Source organism: Methylobacterium cerastii, from assembly GCF_022179125.1.
Lineage (GTDB): Bacteria > Pseudomonadota > Alphaproteobacteria > Rhizobiales > Beijerinckiaceae > Methylobacterium > Methylobacterium cerastii.
The window spans coordinates 18,721-42,392 of the sequence record NZ_BPQG01000055.1 but is presented as its reverse complement, the minus strand read 5'-3'; the positions used below and the strand labels follow the sequence as shown (position 1 = coordinate 42,392).

Sequence of the window (23,672 nt, the reverse complement as noted above, 5' to 3'; positions counted from 1 at the left end):
CGACACCATCCCGACGATGCCACCCACCGCCGCCTCGAAGTCGTCGGCCATCTGCCGCATCCCGGCCTTGCGCTGCGCCTCCGCCGCCAGCCGCGCGTCCGCCGTCTCCGCCTCCAGCTTGCGCGTGCGGATCAGGTTCTCCTTGAACACCTGGACCGCCGACGCCATCGCGCCGAGCTCGCTGCGCTCGCCGGTATGCGGCACCAGTACCGTGGTGTCGCCGGCCACCACCACGTCCATCACCCGCGCCATCCGCCGGACGGGCGCGGAGATCGTGGAGACCGACATCCAGCCGACCGCGACGGTGGTCGCCGCGACGAGGGCGAGGACGACGGCGATGGCGAGGCGGGCGCGCTCGCCCAACGCCTGCGCGACGGCGGCGCTGGTCTTGCCGGCGGCCTCGTTGAAGGCGAGGTTGGCCTTCAGGGCGGCGCGGGCGGCGTTGAGCGCCGGCAGCATTCCGTCGAGCACGTAGGCGGTGGCGCCCTTCGTGTCGGCGGCGTCGAGGCGGCGGATGAATTCTTCTCCCATGGCCGAGTAGGCCGGCACCGTCGCCTTCACCGCGTCCCACAGCGCACCCTCGCCGTCGCTGACGAGGCCTGCATAGGCGGCGATGTCGGACTCGATGTCGGCCATGCTGGCGCGCAGCCGCGGCAGGGATTGCGGCCGGCGCTCCTCGCTCGACAGCAGGTAGGCGAGCTGCCGGCTGCGCAGGGTCTCGAAGTTCGTGGCGAGCCGCCCGAGGGTGCGCGTCGACGGCAGCGCGTTGCCGCCGAGGTCGTCGGTGACCGCGCTGAGGGCGTGGATGCGCGAAAAGCAGAAGCCGCCCAACCCCGCCGTGAGGGCGAACAGCACCAGCACTGCGCCGATCAGGCGCGTTCGAATCGTGACATGGGCCAACATCGCGGAATCCTTGAAACGTCGGATCCTAGATTGCCGATCACGATTAAGATTGCCCTATAAGGGCGCCACTACCCTTGATTGGATAATAATTCCTTCTTCGTCTAAGTATTCTTAGTCTCGTCTTGGCGGCCACGTCGACGGGCTGGTCGCGCCCCGCCGACGTGGCGCGTGCTCTCACAGCCAGCGTCTTACGGGATCAGCCGGTCGGCCCGCAGGCGGGCGAACAGGTCGAAGAACGCGTCGTCGGTGGGCTGGTAGTCCAGGAACCCGAACCGGCGGCTCTTGCTCATGTCGGTGACCACCTCGATCGGCCGGCCGAGGTCGGCGTCGGTGTGCCATGGCGAGGCGAGCTTCGCGAGGTCGGGCTCGGCGAGGCCGTGGCGGGCCGCGATCTCGGCCCAGACCGGCCCGTCCTCGGCCATCTGCGTCTCGAGCGGCCGCACGGTGCCGTCGAACGGCTCGTCCGCGATCCCGAACCATTCCGCGATCCGGCCCCACATCCAGCTCCATCGGAAGACGTCGCCGTCGACGACGTTGAAGTCCTCGTTGGCCGCGCGCGCGCTGGTCGAGGCCCAGAGCAGGTGGCGGGCGAGCAGCCGCGCGTCGGTCATGTCGGTCAGGCCGTTCCACTGCATCCCCGAGCCGGGGAAGCGGAACGGGCGGCCGGTCTCGCGGCAGAGCGTGGCGTAGGCGGCGAGCGTCGTGCCCATGTTCATGGCGTTGCCGACCGCCTTGCCGATGATCGTGTGCGGGCGGTGGACGCTCCAGGCGAAGCCGTCGCGGGCGGCCGCCGAGAACACCGCATCCTCCTGCGCGTAGTAGAAGTTCTCCACGTCGAGCCGGCCCTGCTCCTCGCGGAACGGGGTCTGCGGCACGGCGCCCTTCCCGTAGGCCTCGAACGGCCCGAGATAGTGCTTCAGGCCGGTGACCAGGGCCACGTGCCGGAGCGAGCCCGCCGGGCGGAGCGCGGCGAGCAGGTTTTCCACCATCGCGCCGTTGACGCGGATCATCTCGGCCTCGGTGTCGCGGCGCATCCAGGTGGCGAGCACCACGTGGCTCGGCGCCAGGCCGGAGAGCGCCCGCTCGAGGGAGGCGGGGTCCTGCAGGTCGGCCGAGACCGGTGTGACGCCGTCCTGCGCCACGGGCTTGCGCGCCAGCCCCGCCACCTTCCAGCCCTCGGCGGAGAACCGTTCGGCGGCCGCGCTCCCGACGATGCCGCTGGCGCCCACGATCAGAACCGAACCCGTCATGCATGATCCTCGCTGCCGAGGGCGCGCGGCCCTCGTTTCGCGGGTTCAACCAGCGGGCGTGCGTTGCGTTGCAGCGAAGGGCGAAGACGCGCTCCGTCCCCCCTTCACGCCACCCGGTCGATCGCATCCCCGAGCACGCGGGCGATCTCGTCGATCTGGCCGTGTTCCAGGATCAGCGGCGGCGAGAGCGCGACGATGTCGCCGGTGACGCGGATCAGCAGGCCGCGCGCGAAGCAATCCACGAACACGTCGTAGGCGCGCTTGCCCGGCGCGCCGGGGCGCGGCTCCAGCTCGATGCCGGCGATCAGGCCGATGGTGCGGATGTCGATCACGCGGTTGCGCCCGCGCAGGTCGTGCATCGCCGAGGCCCAGTCGTCGGCGAGTTCGGCCGCGCGGGTGAGCAGGCCCTCGTCGCGGTAGATGTCCAGCGTCGCGAGCCCCGCCGCGCAGGCCACCGGGTGGCCGGAATAGGTGTAGCCGTGGAACAGCTCGATCCCGTCCGGGCCGTCCATCAGGGCGTCGTGGACGTGGCGGCCGGCGAAGACCGCGCCCATCGGGATGGTGCCGTTGGTCAGCCCCTTGGCGGTGCAGACGAGGTCCGGCGTCACCCCGAAGAAGTCGGCGGCGAAGGGCGCGCCGAGCCGCCCGAAGCCGGAGATCACCTCGTCGAAGATCAGCAGGATGCCGTGGGCGTCGCAAATCGCGCGCAGGCGCTCGAGGTAACCCTTCGGCGGCACCAGCACGCCGGTGGAGCCCGCCACCGGCTCGACGATGCAGGCCGCGATGGTCTCGGCGCCGTGAAGCGCGACGAGGCGCTCGAGGTCGTCGGCGAGCTCGGCCCCGTGCTCGGGCTGGCCCTTGGTGAAGGCGTTCTTCGCCGGATCGTGGGTGTGGCGCAGGTGGTCGGCGCCGGGCAGCGTCGGGAAGGCCCGCCGGTTCGAGACGATGCCGCCGACCGAGATGCCGCCGAAGCCGACGCCGTGGTAGCCGCGCTCGCGCCCGATCAGCCGGGTGCGGGTGCCCTGTCCGACGGCCCGCTGGTAGGCCAGCGCGATCTTGAGCGCGGTGTCGACCGATTCCGAGCCCGAGCCGGTGAAGAACACCCGGTCGAGCTTCTTTCCTCTCGGCCCGGGGGCGATCTCGGCCAGGCGTTCGGCGAATTCGAACGCGATCGGGTGCCCCATCTGGAAGGTCGGGGCGAAGTCCATCGTGGCGAGCTGGCGCTCGACCGCGCTCGCGATCCCGCGCCGCCCGTGCCCGGCGTTGCAGCACCACAGACCCGCCGTCCCGTCGAGCACCTGCCGGCCGTCGTCGGTGGTGTAGTGCATGCCGTCGGCCGCCACGAACATCCGCGGCGCCGCCTTGAACTGGCGGTTGGCGGTGAACGGCATCCAGAACGCCTCCAACGCGGGCGCGTTCTTCCGCGCAGGCGCATCCGTCGGTGCGTTCAGGTCGGACATGGATGGCTCCTCGGTGGGGGGCGGGATGCGCGGGGGCTCGGATCCCTGGGCTCGTCGGCAGGGGAACCGGTTTTGCGCGTCGCAACAAGTGCTTTTGATGCAGGCGGCCCACGCCCGACATGCGACGCGCGGCGGCTGCGCGGCCGAGGCGATGACCAGCGCGTCAGTGAGAAACGCGACGCTTCCGTCAGGCGACCGTCCAGGGATCGATGACGGTGATCCCGCAGCCGGTGAAGTCCCGAACGTTGCGCGTCGCGAGCCGCGCGCCGCGCGACCGAGCGATCGCCGCGATCTGGCCATCGATCGGACCGATCGGCTGGCCGGCCTTGCGCCGCCCGATGGCGATCTCGGGATAGGCCGCGGCGGCATCGCCGTCGAAGGGCAAGACCCGTCCCGCCATCTCGACCTCGAAGATCGTTCGTGCCGCCGCCATCAACCCATCGCGCCGCCGACCCTCCGGGAGGAGGACGAGGCCGTAGAAGATTTCAGCCTGCGTCAGGGGCGGGGTGAACAAGCCCGCGATCGGTCGCAGCGCGAACCAGGCCAGGAGCTTCGGCTCGGGGCTGGGCCGCATCAACTCGAAGAGGACGTTGGTGTCGAGGACGATCACGCCTCGAAGTCCGGCGACTCCCGGCCGGGTTCGCGTGGCACGTCCGGCAGGTCGACGCCGCCGAGCGCCGCGAAACGCTCATGAATCGCCCGGCCGAGATCGCGGGGGCGGGGAACTTCGCTGGAAAGGGCGGAGCGCAGGATGTCGCGCGCCTCGTCTTCCATCGATCGGCCGTGCATCGCGGCGCGGACGCGGAGGCGTGCCTTGAGGGCGTCGTCGATGTTGCGGATCGTCAGCACGGCCATGGGCACGCCCGTCGGTCAATGACTGCAAATGATCCGTCGATGGATGCTTCGGCAACGCGCCTTGCGCGCGGGGCTTCGGCGGGTGCCTCTTCCTTGCTCGGATCGCGGGTTAGCACACCCGGGGGAGCCGATCCGCGCGCAACCGTGATGCGGCGGCGCTATGATGGCGCGGCCGGGCTGGCGACGAGGGAGCGGGGAGGAAGCGATGCTGTATCACGTCAGGATGGAGGTCCATCCGCCCACGCACCTGCCGCCGGCCGAGTTCGACCGGTTGAAGGCCGAGGAGAAGGCGCAGGCGCAGGCGCTTCAGGAATCGGGCCGGTGGGTGCATCTCTGGCGCATCGCCGGGCAGTACGCCAACATCAGCGTGTTCGACGTGGCCGACCACGACGAGCTCCACGCCATCCTCTCCAGCCTGCCACTCTTCCCGTTCATGAGCGTGGCGGTGACGCCGCTGGCCCGGCATCCGTCGGCGATCTGAGCCGGCCTTGGTCCGACGCGCGACGGCACCCTTCCCCGTCTCCCGGGTCGCGGAAGGCAGGCGCGGGACGACGGGGAGGTGAGGGACGCGCGGGCTACCCGTCCGCCTACGGGTTCGTCACCAGCTTGCAGGTGCTCTGCGCCAGCGGCTGGAAGGCCTCGTCGCCGGGGATGGTCTTGAGGATCGTGTAGAAGTCCCACGGGCCCTTCGACTCGGCCGGCGTCTTCACCCGCGCCAGGTACATGTCGTGCACCATGCGGCCGTCGGGGCGCAGCTTGGCGTTGCGGGCGAAGGCGTCCTCGATCGGCAGCTCGCGCATCTTGGCCATCACCGCGAGGCCGTCGTCGGTGCCCGCCGCCTCGGCCGCCTTGAGGTAGTGCAGCACCGCCGAGTAGTCGCCGGCCTGGACCATGGTCGGCATCCGGCCGCCCATGCGCGCGCCGAAGCGCTGGGCCAGCGCGCGGGTGCGGTCGTCGAGGTCCCAGTAGAAGCCTGTCGTCAGGATCATGCCCTGCGCCGCCTTCAGGCCGACCGAGTTGACGTCGGTGAGGAAGATGTTGAGCCCGCCGAGCGACTGGCCGCCCTCCGCGATGCCGAACTCGGCGGCCTGCTTGATGGTGTTGATCGTGTCGGCGCCGGCGTTGGCCATGCCGATGATCCGGGCGCCCGAGGCCTGCGCCTGGATCAGGTAGGACGAGAAGTCGGCGTTCGGGAACGGGTGCTTGACCGAGCCGAGCACGGTGCCGCCCTTCGCCTTCACGACGCGGGTGACCTGGGCTTCGAGGTCGTGCCCGAAGGTGTAGTCGGCGGTGATGAAGAACCAGGTGTTCTTCGGGTCGTCCGCGAGCGCCGCGGCGGTGCCGGCCGCCAGCGCGTGCGTGTCCCAGGACCAGTGCGCCCCGGTGGGCGAGCAGGCGGCGTTGGTGAGCGCCATCGAGCCGGCGCCGGAATTGACGTCGACCTTGCCCTTGGCGCGGGCCACCTCGCGCACCGCGAGCCCCGCCACCGACGAGTTCGTGTTGAAGATCGCGTCCACCCCTTCCGTGTCGAACCAGCGGCGGGCGATGGTGGAGGCGATGTCGGCCTTGTTCTGGTGGTCGGCGACGATCAGCTCGACCTTGCGGCCGCCGACGGTCTTGCCGAAATCCTCGATCGCCAGCTGCGCCGCCGTCACCGAGCCCTTGCCGGCGAGGTCCGAGTAGCCGCCGGACATGTCGGTCAGCACGCCGATCTTGATGCCGCCGTCGGCGTATTGCGCGCGGGCCGGGGTGGCCGCGAGGCCACCTGCGAGCAGCGCTGCGGCGAGCGCGGAGGCCGGGATGATGCGTGTCACGGAGGGTCCTCCCGAGGGCTGGCGGCGCGAGGCCGCTCCGCGTGCTCATGCGCGGAAGCGGTGGTGCGGCCTCCCCCGGTTGGCGGGTCGTCCCGCGTCCGGAGGCAGGCCGGTGCCGTGCGCGCAATCCGCCAGGAGAACGGCGGCGCGCGGCGGGTCGGCGCTCTTCTTATAGGTGCGTCCCGCTCACCGATCGCGCCCGGCCGGGTCGAACCGGTGAGAACGCTTGCCCGGTGTCAGGGCCCGCCGGCGCCGCGCGCCCTGCGCCGCGTTACACCTGGCGCATCGGAAACATCAGCCGCGCGCCCGGAGCCGCCATGCCGTTCATCATCGAGACCTTCGACAAGCCCGGCCACCAGCACCTGCGCCGCGAGGCCCGCGCCGAGCACCTCGCCTTCCTGGAAGCCCAGGCCGCGCTGCTGCTCGCCTGCGGCGCCAAGCTCGCCGACGACGGGTCGGATGCGGGCGGCGGCCTCTACGTCGTCGACGTGGAAACCCGGGCGGAGGCGGAAGCCTTCATCGCCGAGGACCCGTTCACGAAGGCCGGCCTGTTCGAGCGGGTGGCGATCCAGCGCTGGCGCAAGGCCTACCTCGACGGCCGGAGCTACCTGAAGCCCCAAACCTAGCTGAAGCCCCAAACCTAGCTGAAGCCCCAAACCTAGCTGAAGCCCCAAGCCTAGCCGAAACCGTAGAGCGCGCGCGGGTTCTCGACGAAGAGCTTCTGGCGCCGCCCTTCGTCCGGCACCCAGTCGGCCATCAGGTCGAGGAGCGTCGAGAGCTTCGGCGGCCCGTCCCAGGCGGCGACGTGCGGCCAGTCCGAGCCCCACAGGCAGCGCTCCGGCGCGGCGTCGTTGAGCGCGCGGGCGAAGGGGATGGTGTCGGCGTAGGGCGCGCCCGCGACCGAGGTGCGGAACGCGCCCGACAGCTTCACGAAGGCGCCGTCGCGCACCAGCGCCACGAGGGTGGAGAAGCCTTCGTCCGAGAGGCCCGCCGAGGTCGGCATGTGGCCCATATGATCGACGACGAACGGCACCGGCAGCCGCGAGAGCCGCGCGGCGAGCGGCGGCAGGCTGCGCGCGTCGATCAGGAACTGCAGGTGCCAGCCCATCTCTCGGGCGAGCGCGCCGTAGGCCTCGACTTGATCGAAATCGATGCCGCCGCCGTAGAGCACGTTGAGGCGCAAGCCCACCACGCCCGCCGCCTTCATCGCCGCGAGGTCCCGCTCGGGCAGGCCGAGGGGGATCACGGCGACGCCGCGCAGGCGCGCGGGGTCGGTCGCCAGGGTCTCCAGCAGCAGCCGGTTGTCGGTGCCGTGGACGCTGACCTGGACCAGCACGCCGTGCGCCATGCCGGTGGCGTCGAGCATCGCGCGGTAGGCCGCCGCGGGCGCGGCCGGCGGGGTGTAGCTGCGGTTCTCCACGAACGGATAGGCCGGCGGCCGGCCGATGACGTGGGCGTGGGTGTCGACGGCGCCCGCCGGCACGGCGTAGCGCGTCGGCCCGGATGGGGTCGGATCGGGGGCGGGGCAATCGCGGATCGGGGTCATGGCGTCCTCTCGTCCGGGCTCGACGCGTCTTCCCGCCCCAGCAGAGGGGGCGGGGATGCAAGGGCTTCTTCGCCCCTTAACCGTCCACGTGCAGCACCTTGCCCCGCGTCTCCGGCAGGGCGAAGGCGGCCAGGAAGAACACGCCGTAGGCGCCGGCGGCGAAGACCGCGATCGCCGAGGCGAGGCCGATCGACTTGGAGAGCTCGCCCACGAGGTACGGGAACAGCGCGCCGAGGCCCCGGCCGAAATTGTAGCAGAAGCCCTGGCCCGATCCGCGAAGCCGTGTCGGGTAGAGCTCGGTGAGGAAGGCGCCCATCCCCGAGAAGTAGCCGGAGGCGAAGAAGCCCAGCGGAAAGCCCAGAACCCACAAAACCGCGTTCGAGAGCGGCAGCTGGGTGTAGGCGACGATGACGAGGATCGCGCCGACGGAGAAGATCAGGAACAGCGGGCGCCGCCCGAGCCGGTCGGCGAGCCAGGCACCGACGAGATAGCCGGCGAACGAGCCGACGATCAGCGCCGAGAGGTAGCCGGTGGAGGAGACGATCGACAGGCCGCGCTCGGTGGTGAGGTAGCGCGGCAGCCAGGTGGTGATGGCGTAGTAGCCGCCCTGGCAGCCGGCCGCGGCGAGCGAGGCGAGGATCGTCGTGCGCAGGAGCGGGCCGGCGAAGATCTCCCAGAGCTTGGGCTGCTCCCCGGCCGCGCGCGCCTTGGCGCGGGTCTCGGCGGCGACCTTCGGCTCCTCGACGTAGCGGCGGAGGTAGAACACCAGCAGCGCCGGGAACGCGCCGATCACGAACATCCAGCGCCATGCGCTCTCGGGCGGCAGATAGGAGAACAGCACCGCCTGCGACAGCACCGCCAGGCCCCAGCCGATCGCCCAGCCGGACTGGACCGAGCCGACCGCCCGGCCGCGATACTGCGCCCGGATGGTCTCGCCCATCAGCACCGCGCCGGCCGCCCACTCGCCGCCGAAGCCGAGGCCCAGCAGCGCGCGGGCGACGAGCAGTTGCTCGAAGTTCTGCACGAAGGCGCAGACCAGCGAGAAGAACGAGAACCACAGGATGGTGATCTGCAGCGTCAGCACACGGCCGATGCGGTCGGCGACGAACCCGGCGATCCACCCACCCAAAGCCGAGGCCAGCAGCGTGACGGTGGCGGCGAGCCCCGCCGTGCCGGGGTCGACCTTCCACAGGCTGATGATCGTGCCGATCACCAGCGGGTAGATCATGAAGTCCATGCCGTCGAGCGCCCAGCCGGCGGCGCAGGCCCAGAAGGTGCGCCGCTCGGTGAGGTTCATGCTCCGGTAGAACGCCCCGAGGCTCGCATCCTCGATCGGCACCACGTCGAGGGGTTTGGAGGTTCCCGGTCCCGAAGCCGCCGCCATGATTTCGTCCCCGCGCCCCTGATGCGCGATCCTGGCGTGGATCGGGACGCGCGGACAAGGGCGGGGACGGCGCCGGGCGGGGACAAGGGCGGTGTTTGTCGCCCGCGGCTGTTCAGGCGGCGGCGCCGACGTCGAACTCGACATGGATGCGATCGTGGGGGAACGTCACGCTGGCCTCCGACCGATCGACGATTCCGGCATCCGAGAGCGTCACGACGTCCCGATGCACGGCCTGGACGTCGCGGCCGACGCGGCGGGCGACTTCGCGGATGGCGAGCGGCCCCTGGCCCGCCATCGCCTTGACGATCGCCAAACGGGCAGGCGCCAGGACGCGATGCATCTCGTCGTAGCTGGCAAAGTAGATCGCCGGCGCGGCTGCGGAGGCACGCCCCGCCGCGGCTCCAGCGGCCGCCTCGAGAAACCGGGTCCTCGCATCCGCCATGGAGCCGATGCCGACCGTCAGGGTGCTCATGTCGATATCCTCCGCGAGCCGACCGTAGCTGCACGGACGAGCCATGGGGAGGCGGCTCCGTCACCATCGACGGAGGCCGCGCTTGGGCCTTCATCTTACCCATGCCCCTTCATCCTGAGGTGCCCCTTGCCCTGGCAAGGGGCCTCGAAGGAGGCCTCCAGAACGCGCTGCGATCCCTGGAGGTCTCCTTCGAGGCTTCCGCTTCGCGGAAGCACCTCAGGACGAGGCGGTGGACGGGAGGACGGGGCTCAAGCCGGCGGGCGGCCGCCGACCAACGTCGGCTCCGGCGTGGTGCGCTCGGGAAACAGCGCCTGCAGGTCGCGCAGCTTCGGGGCGTCGTTGGCGGCGATGTAGGGGTGGTTCGGGTGGCTCGCCATGAAGTCCTGGTGGTAGCCCTCCGCCGGATAGAAGGTCGCGCCGGGCTCGATCCGGGTGGCGATCGGCTTTGCGTAGGCGTGGACGGCGTCGAGCTGCGCGATGTAGGCCTTGGCCACCGCCGCCTGCTCCGCGTCGGCGGGGAAGATCGCCGAGCGGTATTGCGGGCCGGAATCGGGACCCTGGCGGTTCACCTGCGTCGGGTCGAGGGCCACCGAGAAGAAGATCCGTAGCAGTTCGTCGTAGCGGATCACCGCCGGATCGTAGGTGACGCGCACCGCCTCCGCATGGCCGGTGCCGCCTGTGCTGACCGCGCTGTAGCGGGCGTCCGCCGCGTCGCCGCCGGCATAGCCCGACACCGCTTGGCGCACGCCGCGCACGTGCTGGAACACCCCCTGCACGCCCCAGAAGCAGCCGCCGGCGAGCGTCGCGGTGCGCAGGCCTATCTCCTTGGCGGTCACGGCCGCTTCGGGCAGGCGGCGGCCGGGCTCCTCCGCGTGGGCGAGGCCGCGCAGCGAGAACGCGCCGGCCATCAGGGCGAGGCCCGCGACCGTTGCGAGTGCGACGCCGCTCCGGCCGGACCGTTCGGGTTTCAGGGACATGGCGGTCTCCGTCGGGATCGGGTGATGCGGCGCGGTGATCGCGCGCCCATCCGGTCTTTTCGCCGGCGACGGGCGCGCGGTTACGCGGTTCCGCCGAGGGCGAACAACGGCGAAAATCGCCGGCCTCATGGCGGTCGCGCGCCGCGTAACCGGTGGCGAAACCCGGTCGAAGGGGCTGCATCGGGACGACGGTGTCCCGTCCTCAAGGATGTCCGATCATGCGCCATCGCCTCGCCGCCACCGCCTCCCTGCTGCTCGCCGCCTTCGCTCTGTCGGCACCGGTCCACGCCGCCGAATCGATGTCGAAGGACGCGATGATGAAGAAGGACTCCATGGCCAAGGATTCGATGCACAAGGATTCGATGGCCAAGGAGTCCGGGCACAAGGACTCCATGCACAAGGACGCGATGAGCAAGGACGCGATGAAGGCCGACCCGATGAAGAAGTAGGGTCCTGCGCCCGCGGCCGGCGCCGGCCGGCCGCGGATCGAGCAGCGGCGCGGGCGCCGTCCGCCTCCGATCGGAACAAATCGCCGTGGGTCCTCCGGATTCGCCGGGTCCGGCCCCTTGAACGGGCATGCGGATGCGGGCAGCGTCTGCGCGATCTTCGATCCGAGGGCACCCCGCGTGAGCCAAGCCGTCCCCCTCGCGGAGAAAGACGGCCTTCCGGTCGCCCCCGTCGCGCGAAAGCCCGGGGCCGTGCGGCACGCGGCCGGCCCGGCGCTGACGTTGGGGGCCCTCGGCGTCGTCTACGGCGACATCGGCACCAGCCCGCTCTACGCCTTCAAGGAGGCGGTGAAGGCCGGCATCTCCGGCGGGGCGCCCGTCGCGGCGGCGGCCACCGGCGCGGTCTCGCTGATCCTGTGGTCGCTGATCCTGATCGTCTCGCTGAAATACGCGGTGCTGATCCTGCGCGCCGACAACCGCGGCGAGGGCGGCATCGTCGCGATGCTGGCGCTGCTCGGCGCCCGCCACGCCAAGGCCGGCACCTGGCAGGCGCTGCTGCTCGTCGTCGGGCTGATCGGCGCGGCCTTGCTCTACGGCGACGGCGCGATCACCCCGGCGATCTCGGTGCTGTCGGCGATCGAGGGGCTGAAGGTCGACGCGCCGGTGCTGACGCCCTTCGTCGTGCCGCTGACGATCCTGATCCTGATCGGCCTGTTCCTGGTGCAGCGGAAGGGCGTGACGGTGATCGGCCGGGTGTTCGGCCCTGTGATGCTGGTGTGGTTCACGGTGCTGGTGCTGCTGGCGGTCCCCGCGATCTGGCAGGTGCCGCAGATCCTGGCGGCGGCCAACCCCTGGCGGGCGGTGGACTTCCTGTTCCATGCCGGCTGGCACGTGTCGTTCCTGATGCTCGGCGCGGCCTTCCTCGCGGTCACCGGCGGCGAGGCGATGTATGCCGACCTCGGGCATTTCGGCGCCCCGGCGATCCGCACCGCCTGGTTCGGCCTCGTGCTCCCGGCGCTGCTGATCCACTATTGCGGGCAGGGCGCGCTGCTCATCGCCGAGCCGGACGCCATCGAGAACCCGTTCTACCGGCTCGCGCCGGACTGGGCGCACTATCCCCTCGTGGCGCTGGCCACCATGGCCACGGTCATCGCCTCGCAGGCGGTGATCTCGGGCGTGTATTCGCTGACGCAGCAGGCGATCCAGCTCGGCTTCATGCCGACGATGCGGGTGGTCCACACCGACCGGGACGAGCGCGGGCAGATCTACGTGCCGGCGGTGAACTGGCTGCTCGCGCTGGCCACCCTCGTGGCCGTCGTCGTGTTCGGCTCCTCCGATGCGCTGGCCGGCGCCTACGGCATCGCCGTCTCGGCGCTGATGGGCATCACCACGCTGCTCGCTGCGCTGATCGCCCTGCGCTGGGGCTACAGCCTGGCCGCGGTGCTCGCGGTCAACGGCTTCTTCCTGGCCATCGACCTCGTGTTCCTGGCGGCCAACAGCACGAAGCTGCTCGAGGGCGGCTGGTTCCCGCTGGTTCTCGCCTTCACGGTGGCCTTCCTGATGCTGACCTGGATGAAGGGCAACCGGGTGCTGGAGGCGGTGCGCGAGCCTCTGCGCCAGAAGGAGTCCGCGTTCCTCGCCCGCCTCGCCTCGCATCCTCCGGTGACGCTGCCCGGCACCGCCGCCTTCCTGTCGGCGGCGAGCGAGGGCATCCCGATGGCGCTCGGGCGCCTGGTGGAGCGCAGTCGCTGCCTGCACGAGCGCATCCTCCTCATCACCGTGATCTACGAGGAGGAGCCGATCGTGCCGGCCACGCAGCGTGCGCAGGTGACCCTGGTGGCCTCGGGCATCCGCAAGGCGATCTCGCAATACACCCCCGGCATGGAGCGCGTGGTGCTGCATTACGGCTTCATGCAGACGGCCTCGATCCCGGAAGGGCTGCAATGCGCGGTGGCCAGCGGACTGCTGCCGGCGGAGTTCATCGAGGACATCACCTACTTCGTCGGCCACGAGGCGATCATCCCCTCGCCCACCAACCCCGGCATGTACAGCTGGCGCGAGGGCCTCTACGCCTTCATGAAGCGCAACGCCGAGCGAACCGGCGCGCATTTCGGGCTGCCGACGCGACAGGTGGTCGAGGTGGGGACCGAGATCGAGATTTGAGGGGCGGGACCGCGCGGGAAGCGCCGACCGGCTCCCTCTCCCAGGGGGAGAGGGTTGGGGTGAGGGGCGTGACCTAACCGGAAAGCTCACGCCCCTCATCCTGTCCTTCTCCCCCTGGGAGAAGGAACCCGCGCCCGATCCGGAATCGCCTCAATCCACCGCGAGCCGATAGCCCACGCCGCGCACGGTCTGCAGGAAGGTCGGGTTGGCCGGGTCGACCTCGGTCTTGCGGCGCAGGCGGTTGATCTGCACGTCGATGGTGCGCTCGGCGGCCAGCCCCCCGGCGCCGGCCAGCGCCTCGCGCTCGACGTTGGCGCCGTGCGCGCCGGCCAGGATCGTCAGGATCTCGCGCTCGCGCTCGGTGATGCGGATCATCTCGTCCTCGCGCCTCAGCTCGCCGCGCTCGATCCGGTAGGAGAACGGCCCGAACGTCACCACGTCGCCGGTGCCGGTGTCGCGGCGGGGGCCGGACGCCCGGTTGATGATGTTGGTGAGCCGGAGCGTCAGCTCCCGCGGCTCGAACGGTTTCGGCAGGTAGTCGTCGGCGCCGATCTCCAGCCCCATCACCCGGTCGTTCGGGTTGGAGCGGGCGGTGAGCATCAGGATCGGAACGCGCGAGGTCTCGCGCACGCTGCGGGCGTAGGCGAAGCCGTCCTCGCCCGGCATCATCACGTCGAGCACCATCGCGTCGAAGACCAGGCTCTGGGCCTTGGCCCGCGCCTCCGCGGCGCTGGCGGCGGCGGTGACCCGGAACCCCTGCTCGGCGAGGTAGCGGGCGAGCAGCTCGCGCAGGCGCCGGTCGTCGTCGACCACGAGGACGTGCGGCGCGCCGTCGGAGAGCTCGGTGCGGGCGTGGGCGGCCATCAGGCGGCCCCGCCGCCGCGACGCGCCATCAGGCGGCGGACGACCGCGCGCTCGTCGGGTTCGATCATCGCCATCAGGAAGCTCTCGGGGGCGGCGGCGTCCTCGGGCGAGGCCAGCGCCCGCGCCAGGCGCCGCGCCTGCACGCGGGTGAGGTCGGCGGCCAGGCGCTGGCCGCTCTCGGTGCAGGTGAGCAGACGCTGGCGCCGGTCGCTCGTGCCCGGGCGCTGGGCGACGTAGCCCTGGCCGATCAGGTCCTTCAGCACCCGGTTCAGGCTCTGCTTGGTGATGCGCAGGATGTCGAGCAGCTCGGCGATGGTCAGGCCGGGATAGCGATCGACGAAGTGCAGCACCCGGTGGTGCGCCCGGCCGAAGCCGTACTCGGCCAGGATCCGGTCCGGGTCTCCGACGAAGTCGCGATAGGCGAAGAACAGCAGCTCGATCAGGTCGTCGCTGCTGCAGGCGGCCGGCGCAGCGGCGGCGTCGTGCTCGCGGGCGGCCGGCGCGCCGGATTCGTCGCGTTCGCGGAGGGCGGGGGATGTCACGTGCGGCCCGTGTCCCGTTGCGGCGCGAAGGGCAGGAAGGACGGTCGGCGTCGGAGGGGGCGACGCCGAAGCGATATACGTCAGTGTCGTTGACATATTCCAGGCCGGTTGATACCCGTCAACCCCGCTCGAGCCGCCGTGGTGCGGCCCGCCGACATCGTCCCCGCCGAAGTGCCCGTGCCTACGGGCCGCGACGATTTCCAGGAAGACCCCCCATGTCCGTGATCCCGTTCGACGAGCGCGAGGGCACCATCTGGTTCGACGGCGCCATGGTGCCGTGGCGGGACGCCAAGATCCACGTGCTGAGCCACGGCCTGCATTACGGCTCGTCGGTGTTCGAGGGCGAGCGCGCCTACGGCGGCGTGATCTTCAAGAGCCTCGCCCACGCCGAGCGCCTGCGCCGCTCCGCCGAGCTGCTCGACTTCGCCGTGCCCTATTCCGCCGCCGAGATCGTCGCGGCCAAGGAGGCTGTGCTGAAGGTCAGCGGCCTCCAGGACGCCTACCTCCGCCCGGTCGCGTGGCGCGGCTCGGAGATGATGGGCGTCTCGGCGCAGGGCAACACCATCCACCTGGCGATCGCCGCCTGGGAATGGCCGAGCTACTTCGACGCCGCCACCAAGATGAAGGGCATCCGCCTCGACATCGCCGACTACCGCCGGCCCGATCCCCGCACCGCCCCCTGCGCCTCGAAGGCGGCGGGCCTGTACATGATCTGCACGATCTCCAAGCACCGGGCCGAGAACAAGGGCTACGCCGACGCGCTGATGCTCGACTTCGAGGACAACGTCGCCGAGTGCACCGGCGCCAACGTGTTCTTCATCCGCGACGGGGCGATCCACACCCCCACCGCCGACCGCTTCCTCAACGGCATCACCCGTCAGACGGTGATGGATCTGGCCCGCCGCCGCGGCATCGCGGTGACCGAGCGCCGCATCCGTCCCGAGGAGATGGCCGATTTTTCGGAGTGCTTCATCACCGGCTCGGCCGCGGAGGTCACGCCGGTGGCCGAGATCGGTCCCTACCGCTTCGTGCCCGGCGCCATCACCCAGACGCTGATGGACGATTACCTCGCCGAGGTGCAGCCTCAAGCCCGAGCAGCTTGAGCGGGGAAGAAGCTCGAGCGGCCCGAGGGGAAGAAACGCGCGAGCGGCTTGAGTGGGAAGGCACGGCGGTCCGATGGGGCCGCCGTTTTCGTCTCGTCCCACCCGCGCTTCATCCCTCGTGCCGGTGAGGCGCGGGTTCCCTCTTCCGTTCGGGAGAGGGGTCCGCGCCAGCGCCTCCACCGATCCGTCCGGGGCCATTTGCGGAAGACGTGTGAACACGACAGCTCGCACGGCGTTCGGGTTGTTTCGTGAGGCGACCGCGATGATGCGCGGCATGGGGCCCGGCCGACCAAATGCGCCCGCTCGACACGCCTTCGCGCGGAAAGCTGCGGGCCGGACATCCTATCCCCAGGCGGTTCCCGCCAGCGAGGAACCGTGGCGGTCCGGGCTGCGTTCTAACGGAACATTCCAAGAACGCATGAGTGCCCGATGACCAAGGCCGCCGCCAAGTCCGATGCGAAGTCCAGCCCCAAGGCTGACACCCAGTCTGCCTCGAACGAGAACCCCAAGACCGACCCGAAAGACGTGTCGAACCAGATCAAGGATCCCGATCAGTGGACCACCGGCGGCGAGCCGATGACCGGCGCGCAGGCCTCCTACCTCAAGACCCTGTCCGAGGAGACCAAGGAGCCCGAGGCGTTCGATCCCGACCTCGACAAGGCCGAGGCCTCCAAGCGCATCGACGCCCTGCGCAAGGAAGCCGGCCACGGCTGAGCGGGCAGGGACGCCTGACGACGCGGTGCGGCGCTTGGCGGATATCCAAGAGCATCCCCTCACTCCAACCCTCTCCCGTACGGGAGAGGGAGCCTCGTGGTGCTTCGCGCGACGCGTCCGGTGATGGGGGGAGCCGACCTGGAGGAACCTGACGGAATGGTGAGAGAGCGGAACCCGCAGGGCGTTCGGGGACGCTCCGCGCTCGGCGGCATTCGCCGTTTATTCCTAAAATCTTATCTTGCTCAGGCCGGTTGCCGGCGATGGGTTTAAAACATCGGCAAGGTGGCGTGCGTTAGGATCGTGTCAGGCCGGTTCGGCGAAGGAAAGCGATCATCGATGTCGGGGCCGGTCGTCGAAATGCGGGAGAGGGCCGAGGCCGCCTCTCCGATACGCCGCTTCGCCGCCGACGTGCGCGGTGCGACGAGCATCGAGTACGCCCTGATCGCCGGATTCGTCTTCCTGGTCGCGGTCGGCAGCATCCGCCTCTACGCCTCCAGGGTCGGCCAAGTCTACGCGACCATCGGCAACACCATCAGCCAGAACTGAGCCTCTCCGGGACGCGAAAACGCTCTCGGCCACCGTGTACGCGCATTGCCTTCACGCGAGCCGGCAGCCATCGCGCTCGACCATGTTCTCATGCCGCCTTCACCGCGCGCCCGGCGGCCCCTTGCGCGGCCTGTGCGAGGCGTCCGGGGATTCGGGCGCGTGCCGGGCTTTGAGGTCGGCGCCGGCTTTCGTTGCGCCCGCCTTGGCCGGATCGGCCTCGGTCCAGAACGCCTCGAACAGACCCTGCATCGCCCGCACGTTCTGCTCCTGGACCTCGGCGCCGGTCTTCAGCATCTGCTCGAACATGCCGGGCGTCGCGTCGGCCTCCGGCTTCGGCGCGGCCCGGGCAGCCTGCGGCTTTGCCGGCTGAGGTCTGGCCGGCTGCGGTTTGGTCGCCTCCTGGGCGGGCACGAAGGCCTTCATCATCTCGGCCCAGCCCGGTGCGACCGCAAAGGGCGAGGGCGCCGGGGCGGGCGCCGCCTTGGCCTCCGGAGCCTGCTGGTTCAGCAGCATGTGGACGATGCTCGCCACCACCGCGCCGGCCATCATCGGCAGCATCTGGCGCAGCACCTGCGAGCCGACGCCGCTCGCCGACGAGGCCTGCTGCAGGATCGCCTGGGTCAGGGCGGGCGAGCCGAACATCTGCCCGAGCATGCTTTCGGCCGGGCTCGCGGCGGGCCGTGCACCGCCCATCCCGAACATCTGCGACAGGCCGGTCGGGTCGGGCATGGCGCTGCGCTGCAGCCCCAGCGCGAAGGCCGGCATCAGGGCCTCCATGGCCCTGCGCGTCTGCTCGGGGGTGAGGCCGAACTGCTGCGCGACATTCTGCATCCCGGCGCCGTTTTGGGCCTGAAGCATGTCGAGCGGGTTGAACATCGCGCACGGCCTTGGTCTGTTCGTCACGCGACATCCCACTTCGGGCCGCGCGGACGAAGTCTAGACCCTTATCGACGCCGCTGACCAGTTGCCGGCGCGGGGTCCGGTCGCGGGGCGGGACGATCGGGCCGCGCATCCACCGCGGATCGCGTGAAAACTAGACCAGCGCGCCGCCCTGCGCGGGCCCCGCGGCCATCGCCGCCTCGGGATCGGGCGCGCGCACGGGCGCGACGGCGTCGCGCTCGAGCAGCGTCACGGTGCGGACGGCCATGAGGATGCCGGCCACGCCGAAGGCGAGGGAGCCGATTCCGACGCCGGCGAGGACGCCGCGCGGGCCGTACAACGCGGCGCCCGCGAGCGCCGGCGGCATCGTGCCCAGGGTCGCCCGGCCCCAGTTGAGCAGGGTCGAGCGGAACGGGAAGCCGAGGTTGTTGAACGAGGCGTTGGCGAGGAACAGCAGCCCGTTGAAGAACCACACCCCGCCGCTGACGAAGCAGAAGAACCCGAACAGGTCGGCGGCCACCCCGTCGAGTTCGAACAGCCGCATCAGCGGGCCGCGGGCGAGCACCAGGGCCGCCCAGACGATCGCGCTGTAGAGAAACGTGACCAGCGCCCCGTCGCGAAGCACGCCGCGCATCCGGTCGAAGCGGCCGGCGCCCCAGTTCTGTCCGAGGATCGGCCCGATCGAGCCCGACAGCGCGAACAGCCCGCCGAAAGCAACCGGCGTCAGGCGGTCGATCACCACGTTGGCCGCCACCGCCACCGCGCCGTATCGGGCGAGCACGTGGGCGAGGAAGGCGCTGGCCACCGAGGGCGCGAGGTTGGTGAGCACCGCCGGCAAGGCGATCTTGAACACCAGCGACGCGTCGGCGAGCGTCTCGGCGAGGCGCGGGGCGGCGAGCATCCGGTGCTGCCGCACCCCGTGCCAGCCGACCAGCGCGAAGGTGGCGCGCGCCACGCAGGTGGTGATCGCCGCCCCGTCGACCCCGAGCCCGGCCCCGAAGATCAGCAGCGGATCGAGGCCCACCGTCACCAGTGCGCCGCCCAGCGTCACGAACATCGCCTGGCGCGCCGCGCCCACCGCCCGCAGCAGGCCCGAGAACATCATGCCGGGGCCCATCAGCACGTTGGAGGGCAGGGCGATCCAGAGGAAGCGCTCGGCCACCCGCAGCGTCTCGCCCTCCGCCCCGATCGCCCGCAGCAGTGGGTCCGAGAGCGGCAGCAGGAGCGCGACGAGGAGGGCGGAAGCCGCGATCCCGAGCAGCGTCGCCGAGGTCGCGATCCGCCGCGCGCCCGCGCCGTCGCCAGCGCCGATCGCGCGGCTGACCAGCGCGCCGGCGGCGATCATCAGCCCGATGTTGATCGCGATGGCGAAGAACTGGACGATCGCGGCGAAGCCCACCGCGGCGGTGAGGTTGGTGTCGCCGAGCTTCGACACGTAGAGCAGCGATAACAGGTCGACGACGAACACCGCCATCAGCCCGATCGAGCCGGTCGCGCTCATCACCACCACGTGGCGCAAGATCGAGCCGGTGACGAAGCGCCCGGATTCGGGTGCCGGCGGGCCCGCTTCCCCCGTGGAGGGGGGAGGGACCAGGGTCTCACCGCTCACCGTTCTGAACCTCCATCGCCGGGGTCCGGAGCGCGCGTTCGGCCTGAGCCTCCGCCTCCGCGCGGGCGTCGGCCTCGGCCTGCGCCTCGGCTTCGGCCTCGCGCTCGGCCCGGGCCTCGGCGGTCTCCGTCGGCGGGCGGTCGAGCATGCGGCCGGCGGCTTCGCGGCGGTCGTTGCCGATGATGTCGCGGGTCTCGGCGCTGAGCGCGCGGGCGGGGCGCTGCGGGGCGGTGAGCGGCTCGGGCTTCATCTCGGCCACCCCGATGCCGCGCATCCAGCCGCCGCCCTCGGGCAACGCGCCGGCCTGCTGCAGCACGAGGCGGGCGACGTCGCGCTTGCGGACGTCCTCGACCCGCGCCGCGGCGTCGGCGGAGGACAGCCCGAGGCCCTCCAGGGTGGCGCGGCCGAAGGCGAGGGCGGATTCGGCGGTCTCGCGGACGACGTAGTCCACGTCGCGGTTCATCAGCTCCACGGCGTGCATCCGGTCGTAGGCGCGGACGTAGGTGCGCACCGACTCGAACTCCTCGTGGACGATGTCGACGATCTTCAGGCTCGCCTCCGCGTCGTCGAGGCACAGGCAGACGAGGTCGACCCGGCCGATGCCGGCGGCGCGCAGCACGTCGAGGCGCGTGCCGTCGCCGTAGTAGATCCGGAAGCCGAAGCGCGAGGCCGAACGGATCTGCTCCACGTCCTTGTCGATCACGGTCACGCCGACGCCCTCGGCGAGCAGAACCTGCGTCAGGATCTGCCCGAACCGGCCGAAGCCGATCACCAGCACGCGCGCCTCCGCGCTCTCGACCACGTCCGTCGCCGGCAGCGCCTCGCCGCCGCGGCGGGCGCGGACGACGTCGAGGGCCTTGTCGAGGCCCTTGGCCGCCACCGGGCCGATCAGCATCGTGAGCGCGGCCAGCGCCACCGCGAAGCGCGTCGCGGTGGCGTCGGTGAGCCCCAGGGAGCCCGCGAGCGGCAGCAGCACGAAGGCGAACTCGCCGGCCGGCGCCAGGATCGCGGCGCCGCGCACCGCGTCGAGCCAGGTCGAGCCGAACAGGCGGAACAGCCCGGCCACGAGGGCGACCTTGACCAGGATCGCGGCCAGCGTCGCCCCGAACAGGAGCGGCCAGACCGCGCGCACCAGCTCCCCGTCGATCGACATGCCGACGCTCATGAAGAACAGGCCGAGCAGCATGCCGCGGAACGGCTCGATGTCGGCCTCGAGCTGGTGGCGGAAGTTCGATTCCGAGAGCAGGATGCCGGCCAGGAACGCGCCCATCGCCATCGACAGGCCGACCTCCTGCATCAGCAGCGCGGTGCCGAGCACCACCAGGAGTGCAGCCGCCGTCATCACCTCGCGGGCGCCGCTCGCGGCGAGCAGGCGGAAGAACCGGTTCAGGCCGTAGCGGCCGACGAGCACGACGGCGACGATCGCCGCCAGCGCCTTGCCCGTGGAGAGTGCGGCGTCCCCGAGCCAGGGCGCGCCGCTGCCGCCGCCGGCGGACGCCAGCAGCGGCATCACCGCGAGGATGCCGACGACCGCGATGTCCTGGAACAGCAGCACCGCGAAGGCGCGGCTGCCGTAGGCGGTGCCGAGGTCGCCGCGCTCCTCCAGCAGCTGCAGCGCCACCGCGGTGGCCGAGAGCGCGAGCGTGATGCCGATGATCCCGCTGGCGCTGGGCGCCGCGCCGAACAGCACGCCGAGGCCCCCGAGCACGATCGCGCAGACGACGAGCTGCGCCGTGCCGAGCCCGAAGATGTCGCGGCGCATCGAGACGAGCTGCGACAGATGCAGCTCCAGCCCGACGATGAACAGCAGCAGCACCACGCCGATCTCGGCGACGCTCGCCGCCGTCTCCGGCTCGGCGATCAGCGACAGGCCGGACGGGCCGATCAGAACGCCGGCCACGAGGTAGCCGAGCACCGCGCTCTGCCCCAGCAGCCGGAAGATCGGCACGCCGATCACCGCCGCCGACAGGAACGTCAGCACCGGCGGCAGGAAGCTCGCATGTTCGGCCGGGCTCGCCATGAAGTGCCTGATCGCGAGGACGGGAGGTCTTGGGTGGGAGGTCTTGGACTAGACGTCCTGCCCTTACCGCGGTCGGCGCGGAGGCGCGAGGGCTTTGCGCGTGCCGTTCGTCACCCGGCCGGCCCACGGCGCGGCGTTGCGGGGGCGACGGCGCGACCTTAGAGGCGGGCGCTGCGCGGAATCCCGTCCCTGCGGCGCAGCTGCAGTTTGCGGTTGAACTTTTGTATTCGTTAACGCTGCGCCCCTAGACCTGAGGAGGGCAATGTTCGGGGGAGCATGATCCGCTGAAGACAATATTCCCGGAGTCCGTCGTGTCGCTGAAAATCCTCTCGATCCGTGCCAAGCTCGTCGCCGCCTTCGCGACGTTGACCGCGTTCCTGCTCGGGCTCGGCATGCTCGGCCTCGTCGGCGTCTCGAGCGTCAACGGGCTGCTGGTGGACGTGCAGACGAACTGGCTGCCGAGCGTGCGGGATGCCGGCGTCGTCGACGCCCTGACCGGCCGCTACACCACCAGCCTGCTGCGCCACATGCTGACGACCGAGCCGAAGGCGCTGGCCGCGATCGATGCCGACATCGCCCAGCGCAACCAGACGATCGACGCGGCGATCGCGACCTACGCGCGCAACATCACCTCCCCCGAGGAGCGGGCGCTTTACGAGGCCTTCGTGCGGGACTGGCGCGCCTTCACGGCGACCGAGGCCCCGATCCTCGCCCACTCGCGCGCCGGCGAGAAGGCCGAGGCGCTGGCGGTGTACCAGTCGAAGGGGATCGAGACCCGCCGCAAGGCCTCGATCACGCTGGAGAAGATCATCGCGCTCAACGCCGAGGGCGCGGCGCGGGCGGAGGCCGCCGCCGTGGTCTCCGTCGAGCGCACCCGGTTCTGGATCGTGGCCGCCCTCGGGGCGGCTCTGGCCCTCGCGGTCGCGATGGCGGTGCTGCTGACCGTCGGCGTCGGGCGCGGGATCGACCGCGTCGTGCGGCCGATGCAGGCCCTGGCCGAGGGCGACCTCGGCGTGGCGATCCCGCTCCAGGGCACCCGCACCGAGATGGGTCGCGTCGCCGACGCGGTGCAGGTGTTCAAGGACGCGCTGCTGCGGATGCGCGCGCTGGAGGCCGACACCGCCCTGGCGCGGGCCGGCGCCGAGGCGCAGCGCAAGGACGCGATGCGCCAGATGGCCGACACCTTCGAGCGCTCGGTGGGCGGCATCGTCGCCACCGTGACCGCGGCGGCGACCGAGCTGCAGGCGACGGCGCAGAGCATGACCGCGACCGCGACGCAGACGGCCTCGCAATCGACGACGGTGGCGATGGCCGCCGAGGAGGCGGCCTCCAACGTCAACACCGTGGCGGCCGCCGCCGAGGAGCTCGGCGCGTCGGTGCTGGAGATCGGGCGGCAGGTCGGCGGCTCGTCGGCGCTGGCGCAGGGTGCCGTGGCCGAGGCCGCGCAGACGGCGGCCGTGGTGCAGGAGCTGAGCGAGGCGGCGTCCCGGATCGGCGACGTGGTGGCGATGATCTCGTCGATCGCCGGCCAGACCAACCTGCTGGCCCTGAACGCCACGATCGAGGCGGCGCGCGCGGGCGAAGCCGGCCGCGGCTTCGCGGTGGTGGCCACGGAGGTGAAGGAACTCGCCGCGCAGACGGCGCGGGCCACCGACGAGATCGGCGGCCAGATCGGGCGGATGCAGGCCTCGACCCGTCAGGCGGTCGCGGCGATCGACGCCATCGCCGGCCGGATCCGCGAGATCTCCGGGGTTTCGGCCTCGATCGCTGCGGCGGTGGAGGAGCAGGGCGCGGCGACGCAGGAGATCGTGCGCAACGTCAGCGAGGCGGCGTCCGGGACGGGGGCGGTGACGGCCAACGTCGGCGGACTCGCGGCGGCGGCCGACGAGACCGGCGCGGCGGCCTCCCAGGTGCTGATCTCGGCCACCGAGCTGTCGCGCCAGTCCGAGCACCTCGACGCCGAGATGGGCCGCATGCTCGCCTCGCTGCGGGCCGCCTGAGACGAGGGCATAGGGAGCCCGAACGGCGCCGGGCGCGCCTCGAATTCCGGGATTCGGGACGCGCGGATACGAAAGCGGGACGGAGGGCCAAGTCCTCCCCCGGGCGGGACCCGCGATCGGCCGCT

23 protein-coding genes are annotated in these 23,672 nt (G+C 71.3%); 8 read left to right on the top strand and 15 right to left on the bottom strand.

What is annotated here, in order from left to right:
- The 5 genes from MFF13_RS18615 to MFF13_RS18595 all read right to left on the bottom strand — a co-directional run.
- Positions 1-903 (bottom strand): MCP four helix bundle domain-containing protein (locus tag MFF13_RS18615; protein WP_238272675.1); only part of this gene is annotated, 903 nt, incomplete at its 3' end.
- Positions 904-1,091: 188 nt separating this feature from the next.
- Positions 1,092-2,153, bottom strand: a complete 1,062-nt coding sequence (locus MFF13_RS18610) for an SDR family oxidoreductase (protein WP_147830337.1) — start codon at positions 2,151-2,153, stop codon at positions 1,092-1,094.
- Between the two features lie 104 nt (positions 2,154-2,257).
- Positions 2,258-3,613, bottom strand: a complete 1,356-nt coding sequence (gene aptA, locus MFF13_RS18605; protein WP_238272674.1) for an omega-aminotransferase AptA — start codon at positions 3,611-3,613, stop codon at positions 2,258-2,260.
- 187 nt (positions 3,614-3,800) lie between these two features.
- Positions 3,801-4,223, bottom strand: coding sequence for a type II toxin-antitoxin system VapC family toxin (locus MFF13_RS18600; protein WP_147830333.1), 423 nt, complete (start codon positions 4,221-4,223; stop codon positions 3,801-3,803).
- Complete coding sequence (locus MFF13_RS18595; protein WP_147830331.1) at positions 4,220-4,468, bottom strand: FitA-like ribbon-helix-helix domain-containing protein; 249 nt, start codon at positions 4,466-4,468, stop codon at positions 4,220-4,222. The genes MFF13_RS18600 and MFF13_RS18595 overlap by 4 nt, the downstream gene beginning before the upstream one ends.
- A gap of 205 nt (positions 4,469-4,673) precedes the next feature.
- Here MFF13_RS18595 and catC point away from each other — a divergent pair, with 205 nt between their 5' ends.
- Positions 4,674-4,949 (top strand): muconolactone Delta-isomerase, encoded by a 276-nt coding sequence (catC, locus tag MFF13_RS18590; RefSeq protein ID WP_147751258.1) that lies wholly within the window; start codon positions 4,674-4,676, stop codon positions 4,947-4,949.
- Between the two features lie 106 nt (positions 4,950-5,055).
- Here the strand turns inward: catC and MFF13_RS18585 are convergent, their stop codons facing one another.
- Complete coding sequence (locus MFF13_RS18585) at positions 5,056-6,282, bottom strand: ABC transporter substrate-binding protein (protein ID WP_373322577.1); 1,227 nt, start codon at positions 6,280-6,282, stop codon at positions 5,056-5,058.
- Positions 6,283-6,599: 317 nt separating this feature from the next.
- Here MFF13_RS18585 and MFF13_RS18580 point away from each other — a divergent pair, with 317 nt between their 5' ends.
- Positions 6,600-6,908, top strand: a complete 309-nt coding sequence (locus tag MFF13_RS18580) for a YciI family protein (protein ID WP_147830329.1) — start codon at positions 6,600-6,602, stop codon at positions 6,906-6,908.
- Between the two features lie 50 nt (positions 6,909-6,958).
- On the opposite strand, the gene MFF13_RS18575 is transcribed toward MFF13_RS18580, so the two are convergent.
- The 4 genes from MFF13_RS18575 to msrA form a co-directional block, all read right to left on the bottom strand.
- Positions 6,959-7,828 carry an amidohydrolase family protein gene (locus MFF13_RS18575; protein ID WP_147830326.1) on the bottom strand — a complete coding sequence of 290 codons (870 nt, stop codon included), beginning with the start codon at positions 7,826-7,828 and terminating at the stop codon, positions 6,959-6,961.
- 76 nt (positions 7,829-7,904) lie between these two features.
- A complete protein-coding gene (locus MFF13_RS18570) occupies positions 7,905-9,212 on the bottom strand; it encodes an MFS transporter (RefSeq protein ID WP_147763548.1) in 1,308 nt (435 codons plus the stop codon).
- A gap of 112 nt (positions 9,213-9,324) precedes the next feature.
- Complete coding sequence (locus MFF13_RS18565; protein WP_147830324.1) at positions 9,325-9,684, bottom strand: HVO_A0114 family putative DNA-binding protein; 360 nt, start codon at positions 9,682-9,684, stop codon at positions 9,325-9,327.
- A 248-nt stretch (positions 9,685-9,932) separates the two neighbouring features.
- Entirely contained in the window at positions 9,933-10,661 is a 729-nt protein-coding gene (gene msrA / locus MFF13_RS18560) for a peptide-methionine (S)-S-oxide reductase MsrA (RefSeq protein ID WP_147830323.1), read from the bottom strand.
- 218 nt (positions 10,662-10,879) lie between these two features.
- On the opposite strand from msrA, the gene MFF13_RS18555 reads away from it, so the two are divergent.
- Both MFF13_RS18555 and MFF13_RS18550 read left to right on the top strand, forming a co-directional pair.
- Positions 10,880-11,110 carry a pentapeptide MXKDX repeat protein gene (locus MFF13_RS18555; RefSeq protein ID WP_147751264.1) on the top strand — a complete coding sequence of 77 codons (231 nt, stop codon included), beginning with the start codon at positions 10,880-10,882 and terminating at the stop codon, positions 11,108-11,110.
- Positions 11,111-11,359: 249 nt separating this feature from the next.
- Positions 11,360-13,270, top strand: coding sequence for a potassium transporter Kup (locus tag MFF13_RS18550; protein ID WP_238272680.1), 1,911 nt, complete (start codon positions 11,360-11,362; stop codon positions 13,268-13,270).
- A 150-nt stretch (positions 13,271-13,420) separates the two neighbouring features.
- Here the strand turns inward: MFF13_RS18550 and MFF13_RS18545 are convergent, their stop codons facing one another.
- Positions 13,421-14,134, bottom strand: coding sequence for a response regulator (locus MFF13_RS18545; RefSeq protein WP_147751266.1), 714 nt, complete (start codon positions 14,132-14,134; stop codon positions 13,421-13,423).
- A complete protein-coding gene (locus tag MFF13_RS18540; protein WP_147751267.1) occupies positions 14,134-14,676 on the bottom strand; it encodes a MarR family winged helix-turn-helix transcriptional regulator in 543 nt (180 codons plus the stop codon). The genes MFF13_RS18545 and MFF13_RS18540 overlap by 1 nt, the downstream gene beginning before the upstream one ends.
- Positions 14,677-14,891: 215 nt before the next feature.
- On the opposite strand from MFF13_RS18540, the gene MFF13_RS18535 reads away from it, so the two are divergent.
- The 3 genes from MFF13_RS18535 (at position 14,892) to MFF13_RS18525 (ending at position 17,039) form a co-directional block, all read left to right on the top strand.
- On the top strand, positions 14,892-15,779 hold the full coding sequence (locus MFF13_RS18535) for a branched-chain amino acid aminotransferase (protein ID WP_147830318.1): 888 nt from the start codon (positions 14,892-14,894) through the stop codon (positions 15,777-15,779).
- Between the two features lie 429 nt (positions 15,780-16,208).
- Positions 16,209-16,493: a DUF3072 domain-containing protein gene (locus MFF13_RS18530; RefSeq protein WP_147830316.1), complete on the top strand. Its 285-nt coding sequence runs from the start codon at positions 16,209-16,211 to the stop codon at positions 16,491-16,493.
- Positions 16,494-16,829: 336 nt separating this feature from the next.
- Positions 16,830-17,039, top strand: coding sequence for a Flp family type IVb pilin (locus tag MFF13_RS18525; protein WP_238272673.1), 210 nt, complete (start codon positions 16,830-16,832; stop codon positions 17,037-17,039).
- Between the two features lie 99 nt (positions 17,040-17,138).
- Here the strand turns inward: MFF13_RS18525 and MFF13_RS18520 are convergent, their stop codons facing one another.
- The 3 genes from MFF13_RS18520 to MFF13_RS18510 form a co-directional block, all read right to left on the bottom strand.
- Complete coding sequence (locus MFF13_RS18520; RefSeq protein WP_147830314.1) at positions 17,139-17,915, bottom strand: DUF937 domain-containing protein; 777 nt, start codon at positions 17,913-17,915, stop codon at positions 17,139-17,141.
- Positions 17,916-18,072: 157 nt separating this feature from the next.
- Positions 18,073-19,527 carry an MATE family efflux transporter gene (locus MFF13_RS18515; RefSeq protein ID WP_373322576.1) on the bottom strand — a complete coding sequence of 485 codons (1,455 nt, stop codon included), beginning with the start codon at positions 19,525-19,527 and terminating at the stop codon, positions 18,073-18,075.
- On the bottom strand, positions 19,517-21,547 hold the full coding sequence (locus tag MFF13_RS18510) for a monovalent cation:proton antiporter-2 (CPA2) family protein (RefSeq protein ID WP_147830312.1): 2,031 nt from the start codon (positions 21,545-21,547) through the stop codon (positions 19,517-19,519). Before MFF13_RS18510 ends, MFF13_RS18515 begins: the two co-directional genes overlap by 11 nt.
- 311 nt (positions 21,548-21,858) lie before the next feature.
- Between MFF13_RS18510 and MFF13_RS18505 the strand changes: the two genes are divergently transcribed.
- Positions 21,859-23,547, top strand: a complete 1,689-nt coding sequence (locus tag MFF13_RS18505) for a methyl-accepting chemotaxis protein (protein ID WP_147830310.1) — start codon at positions 21,859-21,861, stop codon at positions 23,545-23,547.
- Positions 23,548-23,672: the final 125 nt, after the last annotated feature.